The sequence below is a fragment of the Microbacterium sp. Nx66 genome (genome assembly GCF_904066215.1).
Classification (GTDB): Bacteria; Actinomycetota; Actinomycetes; order Actinomycetales; family Microbacteriaceae; genus Microbacterium; species Microbacterium meiriae.
This window is the reverse complement of record NZ_LR880474.1, coordinates 1,678,339-1,703,079: the sequence shown is the minus strand read 5'-3', so window position 1 is coordinate 1,703,079 and position 24,741 is coordinate 1,678,339. Positions and strand designations below refer to the sequence as shown.

The 24,741-nt window shown below is 70.1% G+C and carries 26 protein-coding genes, 1 tRNA gene and 1 pseudogene; 7 read left to right on the top strand and 21 right to left on the bottom strand.

Annotation, left to right across the window (positions count from 1 at the left end; translation table 11 throughout):
* Positions 1 to 51: 51 nt before the first annotated feature.
* Positions 52 to 891: a Sir2 family NAD-dependent protein deacetylase gene (locus MICNX66_RS08055; RefSeq protein WP_187664051.1), complete on the top strand. Its 840-nt coding sequence runs from the start codon at positions 52 to 54 to the stop codon at positions 889 to 891.
* The gene (locus MICNX66_RS08050; RefSeq protein ID WP_060922608.1) at positions 888 to 1,475 is read left to right on the top strand and encodes a histidine phosphatase family protein; all 588 of its coding nucleotides are present in this window, start codon (positions 888 to 890) and stop codon (positions 1,473 to 1,475) included. The genes MICNX66_RS08055 and MICNX66_RS08050 overlap by 4 nt, the downstream gene beginning before the upstream one ends.
* An 8-nt stretch (positions 1,476 to 1,483) precedes the next feature.
* Here MICNX66_RS08050 and MICNX66_RS08045 read toward each other — a convergent pair whose 3' ends face one another.
* The 5 genes from MICNX66_RS08045 to MICNX66_RS08025 are packed head-to-tail and all read right to left on the bottom strand — an operon-like array spanning position 1,484 to position 7,426.
* Positions 1,484 to 2,290 (bottom strand): HpcH/HpaI aldolase/citrate lyase family protein, encoded by an 807-nt coding sequence (locus tag MICNX66_RS08045; protein ID WP_187664050.1) that lies wholly within the window; start codon positions 2,288 to 2,290, stop codon positions 1,484 to 1,486.
* Entirely contained in the window at positions 2,287 to 2,775 is a 489-nt protein-coding gene (locus MICNX66_RS08040) for a MaoC family dehydratase (protein ID WP_187664049.1), read from the bottom strand. The genes MICNX66_RS08045 and MICNX66_RS08040 overlap by 4 nt, the downstream gene beginning before the upstream one ends.
* Positions 2,776 to 2,784: 9 nt before the next feature.
* Entirely contained in the window at positions 2,785 to 3,933 is a 1,149-nt protein-coding gene (locus MICNX66_RS08035; RefSeq protein WP_187664149.1) for an acyl-CoA dehydrogenase family protein, read from the bottom strand.
* Positions 3,933 to 5,867 (bottom strand): acetyl/propionyl/methylcrotonyl-CoA carboxylase subunit alpha, encoded by a 1,935-nt coding sequence (locus MICNX66_RS08030; protein WP_187664048.1) that lies wholly within the window; start codon positions 5,865 to 5,867, stop codon positions 3,933 to 3,935. The genes MICNX66_RS08035 and MICNX66_RS08030 overlap by 1 nt, the downstream gene beginning before the upstream one ends.
* A gap of 5 nt (positions 5,868 to 5,872) precedes the next feature.
* Positions 5,873 to 7,426 carry a carboxyl transferase domain-containing protein gene (locus tag MICNX66_RS08025; RefSeq protein WP_187664047.1) on the bottom strand — a complete coding sequence of 518 codons (1,554 nt, stop codon included), beginning with the start codon at positions 7,424 to 7,426 and terminating at the stop codon, positions 5,873 to 5,875.
* 112 nt (positions 7,427 to 7,538) lie between these two features.
* On the opposite strand from MICNX66_RS08025, the gene MICNX66_RS08020 reads away from it, so the two are divergent.
* A complete protein-coding gene (locus MICNX66_RS08020; protein ID WP_187664046.1) occupies positions 7,539 to 8,141 on the top strand; it encodes a TetR/AcrR family transcriptional regulator in 603 nt (200 codons plus the stop codon).
* Here the strand turns inward: MICNX66_RS08020 and MICNX66_RS08015 are convergent.
* The 3 genes from MICNX66_RS08015 to pdhA are packed head-to-tail and all read right to left on the bottom strand — an operon-like array spanning position 8,134 to position 11,638.
* Positions 8,134 to 9,513 (bottom strand): dihydrolipoamide acetyltransferase family protein, encoded by a 1,380-nt coding sequence (locus MICNX66_RS08015; protein ID WP_187664045.1) that lies wholly within the window; start codon positions 9,511 to 9,513, stop codon positions 8,134 to 8,136. The two genes, MICNX66_RS08020 and MICNX66_RS08015, sit on opposite strands and share 8 nt — an antisense overlap.
* Positions 9,510 to 10,520, bottom strand: a complete 1,011-nt coding sequence (locus MICNX66_RS08010) for an alpha-ketoacid dehydrogenase subunit beta (protein WP_187664044.1) — start codon at positions 10,518 to 10,520, stop codon at positions 9,510 to 9,512. Before MICNX66_RS08010 ends, MICNX66_RS08015 begins: the two co-directional genes overlap by 4 nt.
* A 2-nt stretch (positions 10,521 to 10,522) precedes the next feature.
* A complete protein-coding gene (gene pdhA, locus MICNX66_RS08005; RefSeq protein WP_187664148.1) occupies positions 10,523 to 11,638 on the bottom strand; it encodes a pyruvate dehydrogenase (acetyl-transferring) E1 component subunit alpha in 1,116 nt (371 codons plus the stop codon).
* Between the two features lie 171 nt (positions 11,639 to 11,809).
* On the opposite strand from pdhA, the gene MICNX66_RS08000 reads away from it, so the two are divergent.
* Positions 11,810 to 12,283 (top strand): Lrp/AsnC family transcriptional regulator, encoded by a 474-nt coding sequence (locus MICNX66_RS08000; protein WP_025103414.1) that lies wholly within the window; start codon positions 11,810 to 11,812, stop codon positions 12,281 to 12,283.
* Here the strand turns inward: MICNX66_RS08000 and MICNX66_RS07995 are convergent.
* Complete coding sequence (locus MICNX66_RS07995) at positions 12,255 to 13,154, bottom strand: alpha/beta fold hydrolase (RefSeq protein ID WP_187664043.1); 900 nt, start codon at positions 13,152 to 13,154, stop codon at positions 12,255 to 12,257. The two genes, MICNX66_RS08000 and MICNX66_RS07995, sit on opposite strands and share 29 nt — an antisense overlap.
* Before the next feature lie 134 nt (positions 13,155 to 13,288).
* Here MICNX66_RS07995 and MICNX66_RS07990 point away from each other — a divergent pair, with 134 nt between their 5' ends.
* Together MICNX66_RS07990 and MICNX66_RS07985 are read left to right on the top strand one after the other, a co-directional pair.
* Positions 13,289 to 14,203, top strand: coding sequence for a helix-turn-helix transcriptional regulator (locus tag MICNX66_RS07990; RefSeq protein WP_187664042.1), 915 nt, complete (start codon positions 13,289 to 13,291; stop codon positions 14,201 to 14,203).
* Between the two features lie 184 nt (positions 14,204 to 14,387).
* Positions 14,388 to 14,705, top strand: a complete 318-nt coding sequence (locus tag MICNX66_RS07985) for a DUF7882 family protein (protein WP_060921991.1) — start codon at positions 14,388 to 14,390, stop codon at positions 14,703 to 14,705.
* 53 nt (positions 14,706 to 14,758) lie between these two features.
* On the opposite strand, the gene MICNX66_RS07980 is transcribed toward MICNX66_RS07985, so the two are convergent.
* The 8 genes and pseudogenes from MICNX66_RS07980 to MICNX66_RS07950 all read right to left on the bottom strand — a co-directional run bounded on the left by MICNX66_RS07980 (position 14,759) and on the right by MICNX66_RS07950 (position 20,396).
* Positions 14,759 to 15,019 (bottom strand): DUF6458 family protein, encoded by a 261-nt coding sequence (locus MICNX66_RS07980; RefSeq protein ID WP_187664041.1) that lies wholly within the window; start codon positions 15,017 to 15,019, stop codon positions 14,759 to 14,761.
* A 104-nt stretch (positions 15,020 to 15,123) separates the two neighbouring features.
* A complete protein-coding gene (locus MICNX66_RS17020) occupies positions 15,124 to 15,630 on the bottom strand; it encodes a hypothetical protein (RefSeq protein WP_332107629.1) in 507 nt (168 codons plus the stop codon).
* Between the two features lie 330 nt (positions 15,631 to 15,960).
* Positions 15,961 to 16,338, bottom strand: a pseudogene (locus MICNX66_RS17015) (globin domain-containing protein); the annotation flags it as partial.
* Positions 16,339 to 16,427: 89 nt separating this feature from the next.
* Entirely contained in the window at positions 16,428 to 16,934 is a 507-nt protein-coding gene (locus MICNX66_RS07970; protein ID WP_187664039.1) for a hypothetical protein, read from the bottom strand.
* Positions 16,935 to 17,081: 147 nt separating this feature from the next.
* Complete coding sequence (locus tag MICNX66_RS07965) at positions 17,082 to 18,845, bottom strand: DUF5979 domain-containing protein (RefSeq protein WP_187664038.1); 1,764 nt, start codon at positions 18,843 to 18,845, stop codon at positions 17,082 to 17,084.
* 305 nt (positions 18,846 to 19,150) lie between these two features.
* Entirely contained in the window at positions 19,151 to 19,663 is a 513-nt protein-coding gene (locus MICNX66_RS07960) for a DoxX family membrane protein (RefSeq protein ID WP_187664037.1), read from the bottom strand.
* A 94-nt stretch (positions 19,664 to 19,757) separates the two neighbouring features.
* Positions 19,758 to 19,831 (bottom strand) — tRNA-Ile (locus tag MICNX66_RS07955).
* Between the two features lie 28 nt (positions 19,832 to 19,859).
* Positions 19,860 to 20,396, bottom strand: coding sequence for a gamma carbonic anhydrase family protein (locus MICNX66_RS07950; RefSeq protein ID WP_187664036.1), 537 nt, complete (start codon positions 20,394 to 20,396; stop codon positions 19,860 to 19,862).
* A 129-nt stretch (positions 20,397 to 20,525) separates the two neighbouring features.
* On the opposite strand from MICNX66_RS07950, the gene MICNX66_RS07945 reads away from it, so the two are divergent.
* Positions 20,526 to 21,011: a Dps family protein gene (locus MICNX66_RS07945; RefSeq protein ID WP_025103404.1), complete on the top strand. Its 486-nt coding sequence runs from the start codon at positions 20,526 to 20,528 to the stop codon at positions 21,009 to 21,011.
* 63 nt (positions 21,012 to 21,074) lie between these two features.
* Here MICNX66_RS07945 and MICNX66_RS07940 read toward each other — a convergent pair whose 3' ends face one another.
* Genes MICNX66_RS07940 through MICNX66_RS07925 form a run of 4 tightly spaced genes read right to left on the bottom strand, consistent with a single transcriptional unit; the run spans position 21,075 to position 24,737 of the window.
* Positions 21,075 to 22,571 (bottom strand): amidohydrolase, encoded by a 1,497-nt coding sequence (locus MICNX66_RS07940; RefSeq protein ID WP_187664035.1) that lies wholly within the window; start codon positions 22,569 to 22,571, stop codon positions 21,075 to 21,077.
* Positions 22,568 to 23,209: an FMN-binding negative transcriptional regulator gene (locus MICNX66_RS07935; RefSeq protein ID WP_187664034.1), complete on the bottom strand. Its 642-nt coding sequence runs from the start codon at positions 23,207 to 23,209 to the stop codon at positions 22,568 to 22,570. Before MICNX66_RS07935 ends, MICNX66_RS07940 begins: the two co-directional genes overlap by 4 nt.
* Before the next feature lie 42 nt (positions 23,210 to 23,251).
* On the bottom strand, positions 23,252 to 24,250 hold the full coding sequence (locus MICNX66_RS07930) for an Fpg/Nei family DNA glycosylase (RefSeq protein WP_136052821.1): 999 nt from the start codon (positions 24,248 to 24,250) through the stop codon (positions 23,252 to 23,254).
* A gap of 1 nt (position 24,251) precedes the next feature.
* The gene (locus MICNX66_RS07925; RefSeq protein WP_187664033.1) at positions 24,252 to 24,737 is read right to left on the bottom strand and encodes a ribose-5-phosphate isomerase; all 486 of its coding nucleotides are present in this window, start codon (positions 24,735 to 24,737) and stop codon (positions 24,252 to 24,254) included.
* Between the last annotated feature and the right edge of the window lie 4 nt (positions 24,738 to 24,741).

Here is a 24,741-nt window from a genome sequence, read left to right as displayed (position 1 = left end):
ATCCCCGTTCCCCTCCGCCCCACGCCCCGTAGACTCGATCGAGGAGGTCCTGTGAGCGTGACGAACACCGCCGAGCCGTCGGCAGAGCTCTCCCACGCCGCCGACCTGCTGCGCGGCAAGCGGATCGCCCTCCTCACGGGAGCCGGCATCTCCACCGACTCGGGCATCCCCGCCTACCGCGGCGAGGGCGCGCGCACGCGCAGCAACCCCATGACGATCCAGACGTACCTCGGCGACGAAGCCGCCCGACGCCGCTACTGGGTCGGCGGTCATCTCGGCTGGCGGGCGTTCGCGCAGGCGGCGCCCAATCCCGGCCACCGCGCCCTCGCGGAGATGGAGTCCAGAGGCGTCGTCTCGGGCGTCATCACGCAGAACGTCGACGGCCTGCACCTCCGCGCGGGAAGCTCACACGTCATCGAAGTGCACGGCACCATGCGCCGGGTGCTCTGCCTGCACTGCGGCCAGGTGTTCGATCGTCGCGACATCGCCGTGCAGATCGAGGAGCGCAATCCCTGGATCACCGTCCCCGAGAACGTGGCCCTGGCCCCGGACGGCGACGTGCTGCCGGAGAGCACCGAGGGCTTCCTCGTCCCGACCTGCACGGTCTGTGACGGCATGCTCAAGCCCGACGTGGTGTTCTTCGGCGAGTACGTGCCGCAGGACCGCTTCCGCGCCGCGGAGTCGCTGCTCCGCTCCAGCGATGCGCTCATCGTCGCCGGCTCCTCGCTCGTCGTGAATTCCGGCGTGCGCCTCGTGAACCGTGCGCGTCGGCGTGGCATCCCTCTGATCATCGTCAATCGCGAGCCGACCCGCGCGGACGCCTGGGCCGATGTCACCATCGCCGCCGGCACCAGCGACGTGCTCCCCGCCCTCCAGGAGATGCTCTCGTGACCTATCTCACTCTCATCCGCCACGGTCAGACCGACTGGAACCTCGCCCGCCGCATCCAGGGGTCGACCGACATCCCGCTGAACGAGACGGGGCGCGAGGACGCACGGTGGGCGGCGGAGAAGCTCGCCGGCACGACGCACCATGCCGTCTACACGAGCCCGCTCGTGCGAGCGAGCGAGACCGCCGGCATCATCGCGGAGCGCCTGGGGCTGGAGATCGCGGGCGTGGTCCCCGACATCCGGGAACGGGAGTTCGGCGACGGCGAGGGCATGCTCGTTCCCGACTACATCTCGACCTACGGCGACTGGCACGCGGAGGTGCCCGGGGCGGAATCGCTGCACGAGGTCGGCGTCCGTGCCATCGCCGCGCTGCACCGGATCGCACGGGACGCGCGACGGAGGTCGGCGCCGCAGGCCGAGTCCGTGCTCGTCGTGACCCACGGGGGCGTGATCCGCGCCGTCATCGACCACGTCTCCGGCGGCACGCTCCCCCGCGACGGTGAGGTGCTGCGCAACGGCTCCGCGCACCGGTTCGTCGCCGCACCCGGCTACCTCCGCCTGCTGGAGGAGACGCCCGTCCTCTGACGGGACGGTCAGCCGGCGCGGGAGACCACGGCGCGCGCGTGGCGCAGGACGGGCTCGTCCACCATGCGCCCCTGGAAGCGGAACACACCCCGTTCCTCCGCCGCTGCCGCGAGGACCGCATGTGCCCAGGCCACGATCTCGGGGTCCGGTGCGTACGCGGCTCGGATCACCTCGACCTGACTCGGATGGATGCAGGCCGTCGCACGGAACCCCGAGGCTGCAGCGTCCCTCGCCTCCTGCTCCAGCCCTGCCGTGTCGGCGATGTCGACATGCACGGCGTCGATCGCCGCCTTGCCGTACGCGCCGGCCTCCAGCAGCACCCGGGAACGGGCGTAGCGGGCGATGTCCCGGTACCCGCCCTCGTCGTTCCGGGATGACGTGCCGCCGAGCGAGGCCACCAGATCCTCCGCTCCCCACATCAGTCCGGCGACCGCCGGGTGCGCGGCGATGTCGGGCGCCGCATGGATCCCACGCGCCGTCTCGCACAGCGCGAGGAGCGAGTGCTCCGCGCCGAAGGCGTCCAGACTCTCCGCGCTCTCCGTTTTCGCCACCATCACGGTCCGGAAGGGCGACCGTGCCAGGGCTTCGAGGTCGTCCGCGAAGGCCGCGGAGTCCGGGGCGTTCACCCGCACGATGACCCGCGCGGGATCGAGGTCAGCGGCGACGACGTTCTTCCGGGCCTCGGCCTTCGCAGCCGGCAGGACGGCGTCCTCCAGGTCGAGGATCACGGCATCGGCCCGCTCCTGCGCCTTCGCGAAGCGCTCGGGGCGGTCCGCCGGGCAGAAAAGCAGGGCAGGACCGAGCTCGAAGGTCATACCGCCTCCCCTTCCGGTCGGCAGCGCACGAGCACCGTGCGGACGGCCGTCGCGACCACCGTGCCGTCCTGATTGCGTCCGGTGTGCGTGATCTGCACGACACCCTGGCCGGGGCGGGACGACGAGAGCCGCTTGTCGACGACGACGCTCTCGGTCGTGAGCGTGTCACCGGCGAACAGCGGATGCGGGAAGGCGATGTCGCCGAGGCCGAGCTGCGCCACCAGCGTCCCCTGCGTGAGCTGGGCGACGGAGGAGCCCACCATCGTCGACAGCGTCCACATGGAGTTCATGAGGCGCGCGTGGAAGGGGTCCTGAGCTTCGGCGAAGGCCGCGTCCAGATGCAGCGCCTGGGTGTTCATCGTCAGCGTCGTGAAGAGGATGTTGTCCGCCTCCGATGCCGTGCGTCCGGGGCGGTGCACGTACCGGACGTCGGTCTCGAACTCCTCGTAGTACAGGCCGCGCTGCACGATCTCGCGCATGGTCATGCCTCCACGCTACCGGGCGAGTCCGAGCGCCCTGGCGATCACGAGGAGCTGGACCTCGGTGGTCCCCTCGCCGATCTCCAGGATCTTGGAGTCGCGGTAGTGGCGCGCCACCGGGAACTCGTTCATGAAGCCGTTGCCTCCGAAGATCTGCGTGGCGTCGCGGGCGTTGTCCATCGCGGCCTCCCCGGCGACGAGCTTCGCGATCGCCGCCTGCTCGGCGAACGCCTCTCCCGCGTCGCGGAGACGGGCGGCGTGGTGCCAGGCGAGTCGTGCCGTGTGGACGCGGGCTCGCATGCGCGCCAGGGTGAACTGGGCGTTCTGCCGCGTGCTGAGGGCGCTGCCGAAGATGGTGCGGCTCTTGGCGTAGTCGACCGCGGCCTCCAGGCAGCCCTCCGCGGCGCCGGTCGAGAGGGCGGCGATCGCGATGCGCCCCTCGTCCAGGATGCTGAGGAAGTTCCGGAAGCCGCTCCCCCGCTCGCCGAGGAGGTTGCCCGCCGGCACCCGCGCCCCGTCGAACGTCAGCGGATGTGTGTCCGAGGCGTTCCAGCCGACCTTGTCGTAGGGCGGCTCGACCGTGAACCCCGGCGTTCCGTTCGGGACGATGATCGTGGAGATCTCTTTGCGCCCCTCGTTCTGACCGGTGACGGCGGTGACCGTCACGAACCGTGTGATCGGGGTGCCCGAGTTCGTGATGAACTGCTTGGAGCCGTCGATCACCCATTCGTCGCCGTCGAGCCGCGCTGTCGTCCGCGTCGCCCCGGCATCGCTCCCCGCCTCGGGTTCCGTGAGTCCGAACCCGGCGAGGGCACGACCGGCGAGGAGATCCGGCAGCAGCTCGCGCTTCTGCTCCTCGGTGCCGAAGCGGAAGACGGGCATCGCCCCGAGGCTCACGCCGGCCTCGAGGGTGATCGCGATCGACTGGTCGACTCGTCCCAGAGCCTCGATGGCGAGGCCGAGCGCCATGTAGTCGCCGCCCTGCCCGCCGTACTCCTCCGGGAAGGGCAGCCCGAAGAGGCCGAGCTCGCCCATCTGCCGCACGACGTCCATCGAGAGCGTGTGGGTGCGATCCGCCTCGTAGGACTGCGGGGCGACCACCGTGTCGGCGAATTCGCGTGCCATCGCGGCGAGTTCGCGCTCCTCTTCGGTGAGATCGTGCATCATCGGTCCTCCTCCGTCATCGACACGCGGGCGACCGGTTGATCGCGCCGCACCTGATCGCCCACCGCGACCAGCATCCGCACCACGCCGTCGTGCGGCGCGACCACGGGGTGCTCCATCTTCATCGCCTCGATCGATACGAGAGGCTCTCCCGCGCGGACGGCCGCCCCGTCCTCGACATGGACCGCCACGACACCGCCCGGCATGGGGGCGCGCGCCTCGGGCTCGGTGGCGCGGGCCTCCCGCCCCGCGGCGGCGAGTCGCCTCCGCATCCGGCTGCGGCGATCCAGGGGGCGGAGCCGCAGCGTCCGCCCGTCTTCGCAGACCCATATCGCGCCCTCGGCATCGCGGGCAGCGCACACGCGGTCGGACGGGGGCAGCGTCGGTGTCGTGCGTACGATCTCGTCGTCGTCGGTGAGCAGGGTGAACGGTTCGGGCGCGTGCGGTGCTGCCCCCAGACGCCACCCGGGGAGGGACCGCCACAGCGGTCCGGCGCCGCCCGGTGATGCGGCGGTCTCGCGACGAGCGTCCACCAGTCCGGCAGCTGCCGCGACCTGCGCCGCCGACGGGCTCATCGGCTCGAGCGGGAGCAGGGTGTCGATGAGACCGGTGTCGAGGTCGCCCTCGAGCACGCGACGGTCCCGGAGGAGCCGGCGCAGGAACGCGATGTTCGTCTCCACTCCCAGCACCACGGTGCGGGCGAGGGCATCGTCGAGTCGCTGCAGCGCTGTCGCCCTGTCCTCCGCCCACGCGATGATCTTCGCGATCATCGGGTCGTAGAACCCGCTCACCACGCTCCCGGATTCCACGGCCGCGTCCACGCGGACACCGGAAGGCGGGTCGAAGAGCAGCACGGTGCCGGTCGACGGCAGGAACCCGCGCTCCGGCGACTCGGCGTACACACGGGCCTCGACGGCATGCCCGGTCGTCCGGGGTGCGACGTCGAGCGGCTGTCCGTCGGCCATGCGGAGCTGGAGTGCGACGAGGTCGAGTCCGGTGACCTCCTCGGTCACCGGGTGCTCCACCTGCAGCCGGGTGTTCATCTCGATGAAGAAGACGTCGTCGGGAGCATCGGCGTCGACGAGGAACTCCACGGTCCCCGCTCCGACGTAGGCGACGCTCTCCGCGGCGCGCACGGCTGCCGCGAGCAGCCGGTCGCGGGTCGCGGGCGGGATCCCGGCGGACGGCGCCTCCTCGATCACCTTCTGGTGACGACGCTGGAGCGTGCACTCGCGCTCGCCGAGCGCCACGACGGTGCCGTGCGCATCGCCGAACACCTGCACCTCGATGTGTCGCGGTCGGCGGATGAGACGCTCCAGGATGAGCGCATCGTCGCCGAAGGCGGATGCCGCGACGCGTCGGGCTGAGCTGAGCGCGCCGGGAAGACCCGCGCTGTCGACGACGACCTCCATACCCTTCCCACCCCCGCCGGCACTCGGCTTGACGAGGAGCGGGAACCCGACCGCCTCCGCCTCCTCGCGGATCTCCGCATCCGAGAGGCCCCTGGCGTCGAACCCCGGCACCACCGGCACGCCGCTGCGGCTCACATGCTCACGGGCTCGCGCCTTGTCTCCCATGATCTGGAGTGCTTCGACCGTCGGGCCGATGAACACGATGCCGCTCTCCGCACAGGCCTCCGCGAGCCCGACGCTCTCGGAGAGGAATCCGTAGCCGGGATGCACGGCCTCCGCTCCGGAAGCGCGGGCAGCGGCGATGACGGCGTCGATGTCGAGGTAGGACTCCGCCGCCGGCGCGGGCCCGATCCGCACGGCGGCGTCCGCCTCGCGGACGTGCGGCGCGTCGACGTCTGCATCGCTGTAGACCGCGATGCTGCGGATGCCGAGGTCGCGGAGGGTCCGGATGATGCGGCGCGCGATCTCGCCGCGGTTCGCGACGAGGACCGTGGAGAACGAGAGAGACGGCGAAGGAGTCATGGGGCTCACATCCGGAAGACGCCGAAGCGCGGCTCGGGCAGGGGGCTGCGGGCGACGACGTCCAGGGCGAGACCGAGGAGGTCACGGGTCTGCTCCGGGTCGACGATGCCGTCGTCCCACAGCCGTGCGGTCGCGTAGTACGGCTCGCCCTGCTCCTCGTACTGCGCCCGGATCGGCTCCTCGAACGCCGCACGCTCCTCGGCGGTCCATGACTCCCCCCGCGCCGCGAGCTGGTCGTCCTTCACCGTGGCGAGCACCGAGGCGGCCTGAGGCCCGCCCATCACCGAGATCCGGCTCGCCGGCCAGGTCCAGAGGAATCGCGGCGAGTAGGCGCGCCCGCACATCGAGTAGTTGCCCGCACCGAAGGAGCCGCCGATGATGACGGTGAGCTTGGGGACCCGGGTGGTCGCCACCGCCGTGACCATCTTGGCCCCGTCCTTCGCGATCCCTCCCGCCTCCGCATCGGAGCCGACCATGAACCCGGTGATGTTCTGCAGGAAGAGCAGTGGGATGCCGCGCTGATCGCAGAGCTCGATGAAGTGCGCGCCCTTGAGCGCCGACTCGCTGAACAGCACGCCGTTGTTCGCGACGATGCCCACGGGGTGGCCGTGCAGCCGCGCGAAACCCGTCACCAGGGTGGTGCCGTACTCCGCCTTGAACTCGTGGAAGGTGTCGCCGTCGACAAGGCGTGCGATGACCTCGCGCACGTCGTAGGAGGCGTTGACGTCCACCGGTACCACGTCGTACAGGGACCCCGCCTCTGCGGGCGCGCAGCTCTCCCGGACGTCCCAGGAGGGACTGAGCGGCGGTGGAAGGGTGGCGACGATGTCGCGGAGGATCTCCAGCGCGTGCTCGTCGTCGTCGGCGAGGTGATCCACGACGCCGCTGCGCCGGGCGTGCAGCTCCCCTCCGCCGAGCTCCTCCGCCGTGACCACCTCGCCGATCGCCGCCTTCACCAGCGGCGGCCCGCCGAGGAAGATCGTGCCCTGTCCACGGACGATGACGGTCTCGTCGCTCATCGCGGGAACGTAGGCGCCACCCGCCGTACACGATCCGAGGACCGCCGCGAGCTGCGGTATTCCCTGCGCGGACAGCCGGGCCTGGTTGAAGAAGATGCGTCCGAAGTGCTCGCGGTCTGGGAAGACCTCGTCCTGTCGAGGAAGGAAGGCGCCGCCCGAGTCCACGAGGTAGAGGCACGGCAGACGGTTCTCGAGGGCGATCTCCTGCGCCCGCAGGTGCTTCTTCACGGTGAGCGGATAGTACGTTCCGCCTTTCACGGTGGCGTCGTTGCAGACGACCATGACGTGCCGGCCGTGGACCAGGCCGATGCCGGCGATGACACCGGCCCCCGGCGCCTCCCCGCCGTACAGACCGTCGGCCGCGAGCGGGGCGATCTCGAGGAACGGGCTGTCCTCGTCGAGGAGACGGGTGACGCGGTCGCGCGGGAGGAGCTTCCCGCGGGCGACATGTCGCTCGCGGGAAGCCGCGGGGCCACCCTGCGCTGCGGTCGCGAGACGGTCACGGAGCCGCTGGGCGAGCGCTTCCTGGGTTGCCGGCATCGCGACGTCCTCCTCGACCCACGTCGCGCCGGGCGGGGAACCTGGCGCGCTGCATGCATTCTCGGTTAGTGTTCACTAACCCGTTGATTCAGGTTAGCGAGGATTAACTGAGATGACAAGCCCCGCCACCGCCCGTGACCGCGCCAAGGCAGAACGCTCCGACGCCCTTCTGCATGCCGCGGCTCGGCTCTTCGCCGCGCGCGGGTACAGCGGGGTGAGCCTGGAGGACATCGGCGCCGCCGTCGGTGTGTCCGGGCCCGCGGTGTACCGCCACTTCGCCGGGAAGCAGGCCCTTCTCGGAGCGGTCCTGGTGAAGGTCAGCCAGGACCTCGTCGCGGGCGGACGACGCGTGTCCGACGAGACGAGCGCACCCGACGAGCGCATGCGCGGGCTCATCCGCTTCCATGTGGAGTTCGCGCTCGGCAATGCCGAGGTCATCCAGGTGCAGGATCGCGATCTCGCCTTCCTCGACGAGGACGATCGCGCCGAGGTCCGCCGACTGCAACGCGCCTACATCGAGCTCTGGATGGACGCTCTCGCCGCGCTCGAGCGTCCGGAACCGTTCGACCGGGACGAACTCCGGCTCCGCGTGCAGGCGTGCTTCGGTCTCATCAACTCGACCCCGCACAGCACGCGGGCCGCGACGAGACGGCACACGGCCACCGCGACCGTGCTGGTCGCGATGGCCGAGGCTGCACTGCGCGCCGCTAGCTGAGCAGCATCGCCCGTCCCGGATCCTCGAGGATGTCGGCCACGTCCTTGAGGAACGTCGCGCCCTCGGCCCCGTCGACGAGGCGATGATCGAAGGACAGACTCAGCGTCATGAGCTGACGGAGTGCGATCTCACCGCGGTACTCCCACGGCTGCCGCCGCACCGCGCCGACCGCGAGGATCCCGGACTGCCCTGGCGGGAGGATCGGCGTTCCGGCCTCCACCCCGAACACCCCGATGTTCGACAGGGAGAACGTGCCCCCGGCGAGCTCGGCCGGGGAGGTCTTCCCTGCGCGAGCGGTGTCGGCGAGCCGCCTGACCGCGGTCGACAGCTCCACCAGGTTCATCCGCTCCGCATCCCGGATCATCGGCACGATGAGACCCCGATCGGTCGCCGCGGCGATCCCCAGGTCGACATAGCTGTAGTGGACGATCTCGCCGGACTCCTCATCCCAGCGCGCATTCAGGCCGGGCGCCCGGCGCAGAGCGAGACAGACGGCCTTCGCGACGACGGCGAGCGGGCCGATCCGGTGCTCCGCAAGCGCTCGGTCCTCGCGGAGACGTGCCAGCATCTCCATGGTCGCGGTCACATCGACCGTGTGGAAGACCGTGACGTGCGGGGCGGTGAACGCGCTCTGCACCATCGCCGCTGCCGTGTGCTTGCGGACCCCGCGGATCGGGACGCGCGTCTCCCGCGGCCTCCCCTCCGCGCGCGGAAGGGTGCCGGAGGCCGCGGTGGTCTCGCGCTCAGGCGTCCCGGCGGGCCGTGACGGCTCCGCTCCGATACGCTCCGCGTACGCATCCACGTCTGCCCTCGTGATCACTCGGTCACCGACTTCCGCAGCGACGAGGACGAGGTCGACGCCCCGTCGCTTGGCGTAGGCGCGCACCGGAGGGGTGGACCGTGGTCGCTCCAGAACGGGCTCGACCGCGACCGATGGCGTCGCGTCGTGCGGCGCTGCCTCGAGAACGGCGGTGTCGGCCGCCGAGGCCACCTGGGCGGCACTCCGGCGCCGCGCCCGGCGCGCGGGGCGTCCACTCGATGTCGGGGCGGCTCCGTAGCCCACGAGGTTCGGCTGCGCCTTCTCCGCGGAGGCCTCTTCCTCGCCACCGGACGGCGCCGCCGGAGGATCGTCCCCCTCGATGTCGAAGGCGATCAGCGGTGCTCCCACGGCGACGGTCTCTCCCGCGTCCGCGTGCAGGGTCGACACCGTGCCTTCATAGGGCGACGGCAGCTCGACGACGGCCTTCGCCGTCTCGACCTCCGCGAGGGTCTGATTCAGCGCGACGCTGTCGCCGGGCGCGACGAGCCATTGCACGACCTCCGCCTCGGTGAGTCCTTCGCCGAGGTCGGGGAGACGGAATTCGGCGATCATGCGTCCGCTCCCGTCAGGCTGTGCGGGCGATCCATCACGCGATCGACCGCATCGAGGATCCGGTCGAGATCCGGCAGGTGGTACTTCTCGAGCTTGGCGGGCGGGTACGGCACGTCATGCCCGGTGACCCGCAGCGGAGGGGATTCGAGGTACTGGAAGCAGAGCTCGGTCACGCTCGCGATGACCTCCGCGGCGAGGCCGGCTTCCCGGGAGGCCTCATGCGCCACGATCACACGCCCGGTCTTCCGCACCGAGGCGGCGATGGAGTCGTAGTCCACCGGAGAGAGCGATCGCAGGTCGATGACCTCCAGGGCGACGCCCTCGTCTTCCGCGGCCTCCGCCGCCTGCAGCGCGGTGCTCACCATGGCTCCGTAGGTGAGGACCGTGACGTCCGTCCCGGAGCGCACGACCCGGGCGAGTCCCATCGGCGGCGCATCCGCGAGCGGTGCCTCGAGGTCGACCTCGCCCTTGTGGTGATAGAGCCGCTTCGGCTCGAAGAACACGACGGGGTCGTCCGACGCGATCGCCTGCCGGAGGCTCCGATAGGCGTCCTCCGGGTTCGAGACGGCGACGACACGGAGGCCCGCCGTGTGGGCGAAGTAGGCCTCCGGCGACTCCGAATGATGCTCGGCGGCACCGATTCCGCCGGCCCACGGGATCCGGATCGTGATCGGCATCTTCACCCGCCCCTGGGTGCGGTAGTGCAGCTTGGCGACCTGCGAGACGATCTGGTCGAAGGCGGGGTAGACGAACCCGTCGAACTGGATCTCGACGACCGGGCGGTAGCCGCGGAACGCGAGACCGACGGCCGTGCCGACGATCCCGGACTCCGCGAGCGGTGTGTCGATGACCCTGGCCGCCCCGAACTCGTCGAGGAGGCCGTCGGTGATCCGGAAGACGCCGCCGAGCTTGCCGATGTCCTCGCCCAGGAGCACCACCTTCTCGTCGTCGCGCATCGCCTGACGGAGGCCGGCGCCCAGCGCCTTGCCGAGAGTGAGTTCGGTCATGGTCACGCCTCGCCCTCGAACGACGCGAGGTATGCCGCGTACTCGTCGCGCTGCCGCTCCAGGCCCGTGTGCGGCTCGGCATAGACGCCGTCGAACACCGCCAGCGGCGGACGGGTGACCATGCCGAGGCAGGTCGCGCGCATCTCCTTGGCGACCGCGTCCGCAGCCGCCTGCGTCTCGGCGAGATGCTCCTCGGTGAGGTCCCCGGTCGCACGGAGGTACGCCTCCAGTCGCGTGATGGGGTCGCGGCGGCGCCAGGACTCCAGCTCGGCCTCGTCCCGGTACCGGGTGGGGTCGTCCGCGGTGGTGTGCGGGCCCATCCGATATGTCACGGCCTCGATGTAGGCCGGGCCCTTCCCGGAGCGCGCGTGGTCCAACGCCCAGCGCATCGCCGCCAGGCAGGCGAGGACGTCGTTCCCGTCCACACGGAGGCTCGGGATCCCGAACCCGGGCGCGCGCCCGGCGATCGGATACTGCGACTGCACGGCGACCGGCTCGGAGATGGCCCAGTGGTTGTTCTGACAGACGAAGACGACCGGCGCCTGATACGACGCGGCGAAGATCATCGCCTCGTTCACATCCCCCTGGCTGGTCGCCCCATCACCGAAGTAGGTCACGGCGACCTCCGATGCCTTCTCATGCTGGATACCGAGCGCGTACCCGACCGCGTGCAGGGTCTGGGCGCCGATGATGATCTGCAACGGAGCGACGCGGAGGGTGGCGGGATCGTAGGCCGCCCCTTCTTCACCGCGCCACATCCGCACGTAGTCCCCCGGCTGCGCGCCGCGCGCGTAGATCACGCCGGTCTCCCGGTAGCTCGGGAAGACGTAGTCCTGCGGATCGAGCGCTCTGGCCGTACCGATCTGCGTGGCTTCCTGGCCCTGGCACGGCGCCCAGAGTCCCAGCTGCCCCTGGCGCTGCAGGGCCACGCCCTCGGCATCGATGCGGCGGAGGATGACCATGTCGCGGTGCAGTGCCCGCAGCTGCGCGGCGTCGACATCGGTGACGAACGGGTCGAGGCGGTCGTTGACGACACGGGTCCCGTCCGGAGCGAGGATGCGCTCCGACAGCTCCAGATCCTGGGCGGTGTCCGCAATGGGGGTGGTCTGCGGCGACATCATCGTCCTCCTCGTCCCTGGCGGCCCTCGTGGGGCGACGCGCAATGGTGCCGGCGTCATCACCGGCATGGTCTGAGGGTACGTCCGGTGAACACCTCGCTCAAGCAACTCAACCTGGATTGAGCATGTTGCTCATTTTTCTCGGGCCGCGTGCTGCTAGGGTTTGGCACTATGCCTGGACTGGACCGGATCGACCTGGAGCTTCTCGCCGCGCTCGCCGACGACCCGCGCGTGACCATCGTCGCTCTCGCCGAGCGCATGAGCCTGTCGCGGAACACCATCCAGGCGCGGATGGCGCGGTTGGAGCAGAGCGGCGTGTTCCTCTCCTACGAGCGCGCCTTCTCCCCCGATGTCCTGGGGTTCCCGCTGCAGGCGTTCGTCAGCATCGGCGTCCGCCAGACCGAGCTTCCCCGGATCATCAACGAGCTCGCGCGCATCCCGGAGGTCGTCCAGGCGCACGGCCTGAGCGGCTCCATCGACCTGTTGGCGCGCGTGGCATGCCGCGACGCGCGTCACCTGTTCGACACGGACGCCCGGATCCTCTCGATCGAGGGCGTGGAGCGCACGGAGACCTCGCTCGCGATGGGCGAGGTGATCCCGTTCCGGGTGGCCGGACTCATCGGCCTCGCGCGACGGGAATCCTGAGGAACCGACGGACCGCTCCGGCCGCCTCGGCCGGGGTCTCGTAGTGGATCAGGTGACCCACGTGCGCGATCTCGACGAGGGACGCGTCCGGGAAGAGAGTGACCAGCGCGCGCTCCGCCTCGATCGGGGTGATGTCGTCCTTCTGGGCGGCGATCAGGAGCGTGGGAACGTCGATCGACGGCGCGAACTCCCTGACGTCGTGGGAGACGCTCGCGACGAACGCGTCGTGCAGGACCTCCCGGTCGGAGAACCGCGAGAAGTAGGTGTCGTGCTGGTCGTGGATGAAGCGACGCAGCTCCGGATCCCGCGTCTTCGCCATGGTCACGCTCATGACACGGACGATCACCCGGTTGCGCAGGAGCGCGGTGCCGATCCGCGGCGGAAGCTTGGCACCGAGAGCGTAGTACAGCACCGCCAGTCGGGTCATGATGCCCTTCGGTCCCTCCAGCGCGGGCGCGCCGATGGGGTTCACGAGGATCAGCCGCGGGGTCTCCAGCCCCCCGGCGACGGCGGCGGCGGTCACGATGGAACCGAACGAATGGCCAAGGATCACGGCACCAGGTGCCGTGGCCGCCGTGAAGTCGGTGAGCCATCCCGCGTACTCCGCCAGATCGTGGCGGCGACCGGGCAACGGCGCGGACTCCCCGAATCCGGGGAGGTCGGGAGCCAGCACCCGGAGTTCAGGCAGGAAGGCCAGGACCGACTCGAGACCGTGGTGCTCGCCCCGGAAGCCGTGGACCGCGATGACGGTCGTCTCGGCGTCGTCCGGACCGTACGCCCAGTACGCCGTCGATCCGCCGCGGACCTCCACCTCATGGCGCTGCACCGGAATCCGGCTCAATCGCTCCGCATACGGGGAAGGCACACTCATGATCCGAGTCTACGAGGCCCCGACCGCGCGGCCCGCCCGCGGGCCCGCGGAGCATCCCCACCGTGCTGTCAGTGGCATGGGCTACTGTCCAAGAAGCCCCGGCCGCCCGGAAGAGGGCGCAGCAAGGAGTGTCGGTGCAGTTCACATCCACGGACATCGAGCAGGTGGAGACCACCTGGCAGCAGTTCGTGCCCTCGGCGACCCTGCAGGACGTGGACCCGCGCCGGTTCCGCTTCGATTGGCGCTCGGTGGAGGCACCCTCGATGTCGCTGGTCCGTTACCAGCTCGCCGCCCAGGTGCACTCCCGCGCCGAGCCCGAGGATCAGCTGTTGGTGTGCCGCGTGGATGCCGCCGATGCCCGGATCTGGTCGGGGCGCCAGGGACTGGACGCCGCCCAGCCGTGGCTGACGGACGGCGTCCGCGTGGAAGCGAAATGGAATCAGGTGGCCCGGGTCCGGGCCCTCGTGTTCGATCGGACCGCAGCGCGCGACTCGATCAGGCAGATCACCGGCGACGACCGCCTCGAGCTCCGGGCCACCGGGCTCGCTCCGCATACGCGGGAGGACGGAGCGCGGTGGGAGCAGATGTTCTCCTATATCGACGGCTCGTTCGGACCGGACGGCGCCGCCCCTCTCATCGCCGCAGAACTCGAACGCCACGCCCTCCTGCTGACGATGTCGGCGTTCCCCACCACGTTCAGCGAGTCGCTGCACCGTCCCGCGCAGCGCTCTGCGGCACCGGCCTCGGTGCGTCGTGCCCTGGCGTACATCGAGGACAACGCACATCTGCCGATCACGGTCGACGACGTCGCCGCGGCCGCGTACATGTCCACGCGTGGCCTGCAGTATGCGTTCCGCCGCGCACTCGACATCACACCGAACGAGGCCCTGAGGCGTGCTCGGCTCGATGGCGCGCATCGGGATCTGCGACACGGCAAGGGAGCCTCCGTGTCGGCCGTCGCCCGCCGATGGGGTTTCAGCAATGTCTCCCGGTTCGCCACCGCCTATCGCGAGGCGTACGGGAATCGGCCCGTCCTGGCGGCCCTGTGACGCCGGACTGACACCGCGCGCATACTCTGTTCGCGCCCGACGGCGAGTCCCGGCGATGCGCACGATGTCGTGCGCAAATTGGGTAGAGTCCAAGTATCCCCGGGAGCGGTCTGCCGTCTTCCCCCTGCACGTTCCGAAGGAGCGCCATGAACACCCCCGCCTCCCGCGCGAAGGTCGGCTGACGATGGGCAGCCTGTACTACGGCGACACCCAGACGCCGATCCAGATCGAAGACCGCGCACTCGCGCACCTCAAGGTCGTCATCGCCACCAAGCTGCGGCGCAACGAGAGCTTCACCCTCTCCTGGCGCCACCCCGAGGGCGACGCCCCCGGCCGCTCCACGCTGTGGCTGCACCCGTCCATCCCGCTCCGGTTCGTCTTCGACGAGGCCGAGACGCCCGAGCTGAGCCGTCGCTGGATCGAGGAACTCGCGCACTCCGCGAACTCGAGCGGAGGCATCACCCTCGTCGAGGAACATCTCGAAGGCGCAGACGTCGTCTGACGAGAAGGGCCGCGGGTTTCCCCGCGGCCCTTCTCGTTTCCGAATGGGTCAGCTCAGAGGCCCTCGTCCGAACTGGAGCTGACCGAACGCCGGGTCGTGGGCTCCCCCGTCGCCGGGTCGACGTACGTGCGCGACACGGTCTCCGTACGACGTCGGCGGGCGAGCAGCACGATGCCGATGAGGAAGATGATCACGCCGGCACCCATGAGGATGTAGCCGACCATGTCCAGGTTGACCCACGGCACGTCGACGTTGATCGCGAACACGAGGATCGCTCCGATGACGAAGAGCGCGATTCCGCTGCCGATGCTCATTGTCTCTCCCGTTCCGCGGCGCGGTGCCGCTCTCGGGGAGCATGGCAGCACCTCGTGGCGTCGAGGAGGGGCTTGACACGGCCACGCTCAGGTCTCCGGGACTCTCAGGCCGCGCCGGACTCCGGGCGCCGGGCCCAGAGGTCAGGGCCGAAGACCTCGTAGTCGATACGGTCCGGCGCGATCCCGCGGGCCGTCAGTGCGCCCCGAACGGCTTGCATGAACGACAGCGGCCCGCAGAGGAAGACGCGTGCCGTCGGCGGAAGGTCGATGCCGGCGAGATCCATCCGGCCGGACCGCACCGACGGCCCCTCCTCCACGCCCGCCGTGTACCAGGTCAGGGCGCGGACGTCGCTCAGATGCTGCGCACGACCGCGCACGGCAGAGACGAGGGCGTGCGTGTCCGGCTCCCGGTCCACATGGAACAGGTGCACCGGCCGGTCGGGACGCCGCTGTGCGAGGTCGTCCACCATCGCCGCGACGGGAGTGATGCCGATTCCCGCCGAGATCAGGACCAGCGCGTCATCGGAGTCGTCGAGCAGCAGGTCGCCGGCGGGCTGGGAGACATCGAGTACCGTACCGACCTGCGCGTTCTCGTGCAGCCAGGTCGACACCTGACCGTCCGGTGCGCCGTCCACACCACGCACACGCTTCACGGTGACGCGCAGCGCTGCCCCGGGTGCAGACGAGGAGATCGTGTACTGCCGGGGCTGGCGCGTGCCGTCCGGGAGGTCGACGGCGACGGCCACGTACTGCCCGGTCCGATGGGGCGCCCGCTGACCGTCCACCGGCTCCAGGACGAGGGAGATGACGTCGCGGGCCTCCTCCACCCGCTCGATGACGCGGTGCGGCCGCCACGGGTGGTCCGGGTCTGTGCCCGCCTCGGCGTAGAGCCGCGCCTCCTCCGCGATGAGCGAGCAGCCGAAGAGCCAGTACACCTCATCCCACGCGGCGTGCACCGCCGGTGTGACCGCCTCGCCGAGGACCTCATCGACGGCGGCCAGGAGATAGCGGCCCACGATCGTGTACTGACGGGCCGACACCCCCAGCGAGACGTGGCGGTGGGCGATACGTCGCATCACCGGGGAGAAATCCGGCGCGTCGGGATCGATGAGGTGGACGGCGAACGCCACGACGGACGCCGCCAGTGCCTTGGGCTGATCGCCCTGCGCCTGGTGCGCGCGGTTGAAGACGTTCAACAGCTCCGGATGCGCCTCGAACATGCGCCGATAGAACAGGGTGGTGATCTCGTCGGCGTGTGAGGCGACGACGCCGGCGGTGGCGCGGACGATGGCTTCGGAATCCGTGGAGAGCTGCATGGCTGCCTTTCGGTCGGTGTCCGTTCAGCCTCTCGACGACGAGCGCGCCACGTCGCCGCGGATACCGTGGAAAACAGGACTCTGCCCCGCTTTCACCTCACGTAGCCGTAGGACTCGACCCGCGGGAACGCGAGGCCATCGCCTTCGCCCGTCCACACGCCGCTGAAGCGCAGCACGACATCGTCTCCGGCGTCGAGCGGCCCGTTCCACGTGACGGCGTTCTCCGCCGCGGAAGGGCGGCCGGAGGTCGCTTCCAGCGTCGACGCTGCCCAGGTCGAGTCGTCGAGGAGGCCGTCCAGGCGGAACGTGAGCGCGCTCTTCGTGGAGTCCACCTCGCCGTTGTTGAGGAACTGCATGGTGTACGTCACGGTGCCCCCCACCTGGGGATCGGTCGGGCTCATGTTGAACGTGTACTGGAAGAAGAGACAGGCAGGCCCGACGCGCTGCGCGAGCACGCCCGTGCTCAGCGGCTTCGACACGGCCGGGTCCGCAGGTGTCGCCTCCGCGTGAGCGGCGGGAGCGAGCGTCGCTCCACCGAGCGAAAGAGCGGCCGCGACGCCGAGGGCGGCAGAGGCACGGGCAATGAGCGTCTTGTTCATGAGAGATGCCTTTCTCCGACGCGCTGCGGCGTCGGCGTGGTCGTCGAGGGAAACTCCTCGACGACCACTAGACGCCGAATGGCACGATCGATCACGCGACGACGAAGAAGTCGTCGCGCGATCGATCTGCCTGGCCTCTCCTAGTCCTCAATCACCGACGCGACCCGCCACCCGATGGCGGACGCCGAGCGCTGTCAGTCCCGCAAGCAGCAGCAGCGCTCCCAGGGCGAACGGGACGGCGGGTCCCTCGGATCCGGTCAGGGCGAGCTCACCACCCGGAGGGGGCGGCGGAGTGACGGCGGTCTCGTTGGTGAGTACCACCCCGACCGTCGCGCCTTCGGAGATCGTGAGCGTCGCGCCGTCGTCGCCGACGTCGACTCCTGCGCCGGTGAAGCGCGGGCTCTTCCACGTGACGCCCTCCACGGCGCTCGGCGCTTTCTCGCGGAGCGTGACGACAGTACCCACCGGCAGATCCGCGAGCCCCTCGCTCTCCCCGGCGCGGAGCGTGAGTTCACCGCGGACGGGCTGCCCCGCGAGCTCGTACGAGTACGCCACGGTGAAGGTCTGGTGCGCGGGGACGAGGGAGGCCCCCGCCCCCGTGACCTTCTTGGTCACCGTGAAGCCCCCGACCGGCGGCGGCGTGACCGTCGTCGGGTTGGTGAGCGTCACCGCGACCGTCGCGCCCCGTGCGATGGTGATGGTGGCGCCGCCATCGGTGATCGCGACACCGGTGCCGGAGAAGACCGGCGCCTGCCAGGTCACGCCGTCGACGTCCGCCGGCGTGATCTCAGACAGGGTGACGACCGTGCCCGCCGGCAGATCCTTCAGACCATCGGTCTGTCCGGATCGCAAGGCGAGCTCGCCCTCCACCGTCTGTCCTGCGCGCTGATACGAGTAGGCCACCCGGAACTCGCGATCGTCGGGCACCAGAGCCGCCCCCGGACCGCTGAGCGTCTTGGTCACCGTGAACCCGCCGACCGGAATCACCCCCTCGCCGTCTCCCCCACCCTGCGAGTAGATGACCGGCGTGCTCTCGGCGACCCACCGGGAGCCGGTCACGGTGTTGTGGAATGCATCATCGGGACGGACGTCGGCCGGCAGTGCGGTCTTGTACCGGAGCACGTAGATCGCGTCGGCGACGATCGGCGCGTCCACCGTCACAGTGAACGACTCGGAGCTGACCTCCGTGACGGTGAAGTCGCTGCCCGACTGCAGCCCGGTCGACACGGTGTACTTGCCTCCCGCCCAGTCCTTCGCGAGCACGTACGCCACGGTGACGGAGGCGGGATCGAGCACGAGGCCGGCCGTGAACGTGTCGGTGAGCGTCGGGGCCTCCCCGGCCAGCGCGGATGACGGGATGTTCACGCCCCACGCGATGTTCCGACCGTCGAGCGTCACGTCGCCCCACTTGGTCGGGGTCGTCGGCGCCGGGAACTCCGGGACCGGCCCGATCCCGCCGGGAACGTCGACCGGGACGACGGTTCCGCCGCCCGTCGTGAACGGGATCTCCGTCAGTGTGGTCTCCTCGTCCGCCCTGGCGCGGAAGTGCAGGGTGCCGCTGACGTCGGTGTGGCTGTCCACGTAGTCCGTGAGCGTGCACACGAGCTCACCGGTCGACACCTCGCACGTTCCGACGGTCTGGCCATCCGGCGCCGTCAGGGCGAAGGAATCCCGCACCCCGGTCAGGCTCGGGCTCGTCGGGAAGGCGAGGCGGAACGTGTCTCCCGCGGTCGCCGTGTCCGGCACTGCCCAGGTCGCTTCGAACGCGATCCGGTCCCAGACCTTGATCTGGTCGGTGGGTTCGGTGATGGTCAACGAGGTGATCCCCGCGACCTCCGCAGCGCGGGCCGTGGCCGGCGTCGCGATGACGGCCGCCAGGGCCGCCAGACAGATCGCGAGCAGAGCACCCACGAACGTCGTCAGGCGCGTTCCCCGCGCGCCCGATCTGATTGCATGCTGAATGACTGGCACTTTCGACTCCCCAGATGATCGATGAACTCGCGCATTTGGCTTCTTCCGCGCGAGTGATGTCCCCAGGAAGGGATGCAGAACGGCACGTTCTGTTACGCGGTTCGGCCGAACGGGTTTCTCGCGGCACACGCAATATGCCGTGATCCTGCGGAAAAGGCGTCATGAAACGGTCACCTCGTCATCTCTCCTGTGACGGATCGCTTCCCCTTCCGACGCGTCCGTCCGTCTGTAGAGGCATTCGCCGTCTACCTGGTGCCGGGGGCATCGTTGTCTCTCCCCGCTCCCGGCACCTCCTTTCGCAGCGCATCGATGCTCCACCGGTAGCGCTTCAGCCCCGCGAGCAGGATCGCGGCGGCCGTGAAGACGAAGACCGGGTATCGGAACGGCGCAAGCGGTCCGAGGAAGACGAGCATCGTCACGCCGAACGTCACCGTGAGCAGCGCGGCGACTCCCGCCGCGAGCCGGGTCCACAGCCCGACGGCCAGCAGCAGAGCGAGGACGGTCTCCAGAGCCGTCGCCAGCACGGCCGCCGTGTCCACCACCAGGTCGACGGAGACAGGGACGAGCTGCGCCGTGTACGCACGGAAGATCGTCCACGATCCCCACGACACGCCATCAGCCCCCGGGCCGCCGAGGAGCCCGAAGCGGTCGGCGACGGCGAGGGCGAAACTCGCCGCGATCGCGAGACGCAACGCGATCTGCCCCACGTCCTCGATCCGACGACGGGTCTCCGCGTTCGGCACATTCGTGGTCGTCATGGCTCCTGCTCCGATCCGGAGGCTGACGGGCGTCGAGACCTCCAGAGGAGAGACGGGAGAACGCGGCGACGATTACGACGGACGAGACGGGTAGTAGGGCGGGTCGGACTTGAACCGACGATCGTTGGGTTATGAGCCCACTGCCTTAACCAGCTTGGCCACCGCCCCGTACCGCCCAGCCTAGCGGGGCAGGGCCTTACGCTTCCGTTGCGCGGACGTGCGTCGCCGCGTGCTCCAGGTAGATCGCCGCGTTCGCCACCAGAGAGGCACGCTCGTCGTCCGACAGCGCCCTGCGCACCTTCGCGGGAACACCGGCGACCAGGGAACCCGGCGGCACCTCGGTCCCGCCGAGCACCACGGCTCCGCCGGCGATCAGGCAGCCCTCTCCGATCACGGCACCGCTGAGGACGACGGCCCCCATGCCGATGAGAGAGCCGTCACCGATCGTGCAGCCGTGCACCACCGCGTTATGGCCTATGGACACCTGGGAGCCGACGACGACGGGATGCCCGGCGTCGACGTGGATCGACACGTTGTCCTGGACGTTGCTGCCCGGACCGATGATGATGGGCGCCGAGTCACCGCGGAGCACGGCGTTGTACCAGACGCTCGCACCGGGTCCGAGGGAGACCGCGCCCACGATGCGGGCGCCGTCCGCGACGAAGGCCGTGTCGTCGAGCTCGGGGATGCGATCCGGGAGGGCGAGGATGGAAGCTCCGGCAGCGATGCTCATGAGGCGAGACTACCCTCACTCCCCCGGAATCACGCGGAAGTGAGTGGAGCCTCAGCTTCCTTGCGGAATGTCTGAGGCTGAGTAGCGTTGTACTCGTCAGTCAGAGAACTTCATTCGGAGGAGCACAAGATGAGCAAGGCCCAGACCGTTTCCACCACCGCCATCGACCCGACTGTCGCCGCCGGTGCGGCGCAGTTCCTCTCCCCCGTCGTCCTCGGTCTCCAGGCGCTGACCGTCAACGGCAAGCAGGCGCACTGGCACGTCCGCGGTGCCAACTTCGTCGGCGTGCACGAGCTGCTCGACACGATCGTCGCCCACGCCGGTGACTTCGCCGACACCGCCGCCGAGCGCATCGTCGCTCTGGGCCTCCCGATCGACGCGCGTGTGAACGCCGTCGCCGAGAAGGCCGGCGCCACCGGCGTTCCGGCCGGCTTCGCGCAGTCGGACGAGCTGATCCGCGCCGTGATCGCCGACATCGACGCGATCCTCGTCGATGTGAAGGCAGCTGTGGAAGGCCTCGACGAGGTCGACCTCACGAGCCAGGATGTGGCGATCGAGATCCAGCGCGGCCTCGAGAAGGACCGCTGGTTCCTCGTGTCGCACATCGCGGCCTGACACCACGTTCACGACGAAGGGCGGCTCCGATACGGGGCCGCCCTTCGTCGTGTGCGCGCCGCCTCAGGCGACGTGCGTGAGGCGGCCGCCGAGCAGCGTCGTGGTGACGGGCATCGTCCGGAGCCCCGCAGCATCAGCGGTGCGAGGATCCCTCCCGAGGATCACGATGTCGGCGCTCTGACCGGGACGGAGAGATGTGCGGACACTCGCTTCGAGCGCCTGCTCCAGCGTCAGCCGCTCCTCCGGATGCCAGGCAGCACGGTCGTCGTCAGTCCGCCAGACGGCCGCGGAGATCGCGTGCCAGGGGTCGAGCGGGGCGACCGGCGCGTCGGACCCGAAGCGCACCTCCGCGCCTGCCGCCCGCAGCGAAGCGAGCGGATAGCCGATGGCCGTCTGACCGGCCCAGTGGTGCTCGACCAGGTCGCGGTCGTCCACCGCATGCTGGGGTTGGACGCTCGCGCGCACCCCGAGCCGGGCGAATCGAGCCAGATCCGCGTGCCGCACCAGTTGCGCGTGCTCCATCGACCCCGTGGCCCCGGAAGCGCCGAAGGCGTCGAGGGCCGCCGTCACGGCGCGATCGCCGATCGCGTGCACGGCGACCTCGATCCCGGCTCCCGCCGCAGTGGTCAGCAGCGCCGTGAGTTCGTCCGGAGGTACCGTCAGCACCCCGTAGTTCGCGGGGTCGCCGGGGTAGGAATGTGAGCAGGCCGCGGTACGGGTGCCGAGCGAGCCGTCGCTGATGATTTTCAACGACCCGACCCGCACGAGGGATCCGACCAGCCCGGTCGGATCCGACACCCCAAGGCGCTCCCCCGTGCGGAGGCCCGCGGTGATCGCCCGATCGAGATCCGCCCGATAGAACGCGAACTCGACACGGTGCGCGGAGAAGCCCGCGAGGATCCGTCGCGGCCAGGCATCGGCGTTCCACGCCATGTCGAAGTCGACCAGACCGGTCACGCCACGCGCTGCGGCCGCCGCCCCCGCACGGATGACCGCCTCATCGCTGTGGGCAGGGTCGACGGCATTCAGGCGGCGGGAGATCTCGAACGCGTCCTCCTCGCGGAGCAGACCGTCGTCTCCGCGGAAGCCCTCGCGCGCCAAGGCCGCCGAGTTCAGCCAGACGCTGTGCACGTCCGCGTTGATCAGGTAGGTCGGCACGACGCCGGTTTCGGCATCGAGCGCGGCCACGGATGGCCGATCAGGCCACAGCGCGTCCCGGAACCCCGTGCCGATCCGTCTTCCGTCGGGGAGGACCGGAGCGTCGCGCATCAGTCTCGCGGCCGCTGCGGCCGAGTCCGCCTCGTCCAAGGGCACGCGCTCCGCCGCCAGAGCCCACTGCACGGTGTGCACGTGGTTGTCCCACAGCCCGGGGACCGCCCAGGCACCGTCCGCTTCGATGACCTCGCCGCGCGCCGGCAGGGCCCCGGTCGGCGCGATGTCGACGATGCGTCCGTGGGCGAGGTGGAGGTCGACCGGCTCATCGTCCAGCAGGAACTCCCGCCCCGGACCCACGGGGCGGACGGCACGGACCGTTCCGACCTCGACTCCGAGGGCGCTCACGCCCCGCCACCCGTCCGTGCGTCCTGTGCACGACGCATCTCCGCGGCGAGGGCGGCGTTCTCGTACGGCCCTTCGGCGTGCAGCGCCGCGATCACCGCCTCGATGGTCTCCGCCGGCTTGTTCTGGCTCAGCTTCCGCTTGGCGACGACCTTCGTCGGGGTGAGGCGGAAGCCGACCGTTCCGGATTCGAGTCTCTCGATGAAGCCCGCGTCGTTCGGACGCTCCCACATCAGGCGCGGGTCGGGCAGGCGCGACTCGAACCGCGCGACGAGGGCATCGAGCACACGGAGGTTCTCCGCGGTGCTGAGGATCTCGGGAACGCCCGACAGGTGCACCGCGGTGTAGTTCCAGGTGGGGACCGCGGGGGCGTCGCCGTACCAGCCCGGCGAGACGTACCCGTGCGGCCCTTGGAAGGCAAGCAGGATCTCCCTGTGCCCCAGGCCGTGGATGGCGTCGTCCGGGCGGCCCACGTGCCCCACGACCGTCAGATCATCGCGGTCGTCGTCGAGGAGGACGGCATAGTGCGAGGCGACCAGACCATCCTCAGGCGCACTCACCACCGTCGCCCACGGGTTGGCGTCGATGACGCGGCGGATCTCGGCCACATCGGCGAGCGTGAAGCTCGGATTCTGTCGCATGGATCCCAGCCTAGAGCGGCGGAAGCCTCGGGGATCCCGCCCTCAGGCCTGACAGCGCGGGCACCAGTACAGCTTGCGGGCGCCGATCTCCTCCAGGGCGATCTCGGTCCCGCACACCCGGCACGGTAGGCCGGCGCGGTGGTAGACCCAGTGGCGGTCGTCGCGGCTGGCCATCGCGGCGCGGTACTGCTCAGGAGACAGTCCGTCCATGGTCATCATCTGACCGGTCTCCACACCGATGGCCAGCAGCCGCACCCAGTCGTGCCAGAGCGCCCTGACGACATCCTCCGGGACGTCGCGGCCCGGCGTGTGCGGGTTCAGCCGCTGCCGGTAGAGCATCTCGGCGCGGTACACGTTGCCGATGCCGCTGACGACCGCCTGGTCCATCAGCAGCAGCGCGATCGGGGTCGGCTTCTTCCGCACGGCGCGGACGAACCGCTCCTCGTTCTCCGCCGGATCGCCGACGAGCGGATCGGGGCCGAGCTTGGCCACGGTCGCCAGCATCTCCTCCGGCGTCTGCAGCACGCACGCGGTGGGACCGCGCAGGTCGGCCACCGTGATGTCGGTCATGAGGCGCAGCCGCACCTGACCCACCACGGGCGGCGGCCATTCGTCGATCTCGTCGGTCAGGCCCTTGGTCTGCTCGGACATCCGCACGTGGACCCTGGCGCGCCGCGGGGCCCCGATCGAGGCGAGCGAGTTCTCCCCCGCATCGTCGAGGATCGCCTCGTCGAGAGTGGTGCCGCGCTGATTTGTCTGTCCCATCCGGCCGTTGGCCGACGCGATGGTGGGATCGACGAGGATCTCCCCCGCGAAGTCCCACGCGCCGTAGAGGCCGAGGTGCACACGCAGCCAGAGGTCGCCCTCCGCTTCGAGGAACATCTGCTTGCCCACGGCCTGCACGCTCACGGCCTGGCGTCCGTCGAGCACGGCGGCGCCCTCGGCGAATCGTCCCTGCGGGCTGGAGGCGCTCATCGTCTTGCCGACGAAGTTGCGATCGAACTGCCGCGCGATGCGGTGGACGGAATGTCCTTCGGGCATATCAGGCCCGAGGGTCCGGGAGGAGCGAGCCGTCCCGCTCGAAGTCGGCGATCTGGCCGATCCGGCGGACGTGACGCTCGTCGCCCGAGAACGGCGTCGCGATGAACCGGTCGATGAAGGCCGTGACCTCGTCGTAGGTGTGCTGGCGAGCTCCGATGGCGATGACGTTCGCGTCGTTGTGCTCGCGCGCGAGCTCGGCCGTGGACAGGTTCCAGACGAGGGCTGCGCGGACGCCGGCGACCTTGTTCGCCGCGATCTGCTCGCCGTTGCCCGAGCCGCCGAAGACGACGCCGAGCGCCGGCACCCCTGTCGCCTGATCGACGACGACGGCCTGCGCCGCCCGGATGCAGAAGGCGGGGTAGTCGTCGAGCGCGTCGTACTCCACCGGACCGTGGTCGATCACCTCGTGACCCGCGGCGCGGAGGTGCTCCTGCAGCTGGGTCGAGAACTCGAGTCCGGCGTGATCGGTGGCGATGTGGATGCGCATGGTG